Annotated in this window: 1 protein-coding gene; it reads left to right on the top strand. The window is 62.7% G+C overall.

The window, feature by feature from the left end:
- Positions 1-96 precede the first annotated feature (96 nt).
- On the top strand, positions 97-1,167 hold the full coding sequence (locus J0A65_RS23460; RefSeq protein WP_206596700.1) for a hypothetical protein: 1,071 nt from the start codon (positions 97-99) through the stop codon (positions 1,165-1,167).
- Positions 1,168-1,379: the final 212 nt, after the last annotated feature.

The raw sequence follows: 1,379 nt of genomic DNA, 5'->3' as shown, positions 1-1,379 counted from the left end.
CGGCGCGCAACTGCGTGACGGCCTGTTCGAGATGGAGTAGCGCGACACGCTGGACTGGCACATCGCCATTAACTAGCATGCCCGCCTCACGCCCGCATGCCTCACATCAAGGACGACCTGCCGATGCTTCACTCGACCACCCTGCGTGCCCTCGCGGCGATGCCCCTTCTTGCCCTGCTGCTGAGCGGATGCAGCATCCACGGTACCTACCCGGACGCCGGCGAAGCCGACGCGGCCAAGCTGCGTTTCATAAGCGGCCTGGATAGCGCCACGCTCGCGGTATTCGATGCCCAGCACTGCGCAGGGCAAACCACTGGAATACTCAATAACCTGTTCGTGGCCAACACCGCACGCCGGGTGGACATGTCCATCGCCCCACCTGCCGACGCGGAGCCCTATCTGGAAATACGTCTGAAACCAGGCAGGGAGGCCGTGCTCATGGTGAACACCCAGGGCCGGAGCAGCGTGTGCGGGAGCATGTTCAGCTACACGCCACAGCCCGGAGCGGAATACGAGCTGACCTTCGAGTACGCCGACAAGATGTGCCGTGCAATGTTGAATCGTCTGCATCAGGTCGGCGACCAGGTATCGCGTTCCCCCGTGCCATTGCTCAGCAAGGGGCTGCCTGAATGCACAGGCAGCAACGGGCTGTTTCCCGTGACGCCTGAGGCGCAACCCGATACCCAGGAACGTGTCGGCATGATCGAACGGATCATCGCAGAGAGCCTCATCGAATCGATGAAGACCGAGCAGCCGCCGCTGGACAAGACGCTGCTCGGCGACAACTTCGACAAGCAGATCGACGAACGCACCCGACGCATGGGGTTCACTCTGCCAGCGGCTTACTGGGACGAGTACCAGCGGAACATCGACATCGCCACGCAGGAGCTCTCGACCAGCAAGCAGAGAACACTCGAACGCTACGAGAACGAATACGGCAAGTACCTCAGACAACTGGACACGGCCGAACTGCGCAAACTGGTCCCCAACAGCACAGCCACGGACAAGACCCTGGCACTCACGGTCAATATCCGCATGCTGCGCTACTACCGCAAGGCGGGTCAGGAGGTGCTGAAGGAAAGCCTCGACAGCCACCTGACACGCATGGCCGACCTGGACAAGCGCTATGCCGTGTGCGAGCGCTTTGCCGACTGCTGGAAGAAGTGATTCGCTTCATCGCCCACCAGGCCGGTACAGCCTCGAATCAGCCGCGCAGCGCCTCCAGGCGCTGCCGCTGCTGGCCCTGCTCGTCGAAGTTCTCCGCCGCCAGCCACAGCTGGAACGCATTCCGGCAGCCCGGCCACTCGCCGTCGATGATGGAGAACCAGGCGGTGTCGCGGTTGCGCCCCTTGCGCACCATGTGCTGACGGAACAGACCC

Source organism: Bowmanella yangjiangensis, assembly GCF_017255015.1.
Lineage (GTDB): Bacteria > Pseudomonadota > Gammaproteobacteria > Enterobacterales > Alteromonadaceae > Bowmanella > Bowmanella yangjiangensis.
The sequence above is the reverse complement of the archived record's forward strand: the minus strand, read 5'-3'. Positions and strand labels throughout refer to the sequence as shown.

Bases quoted from the DNA above. Each gene is read 5' to 3' on its own strand.
- J0A65_RS23460 (WP_206596700.1), top strand. From the start codon at position 97: ATGCCTCACATCAAGGACGACCTGCCGATGCTTCACTCGACCACCCTG.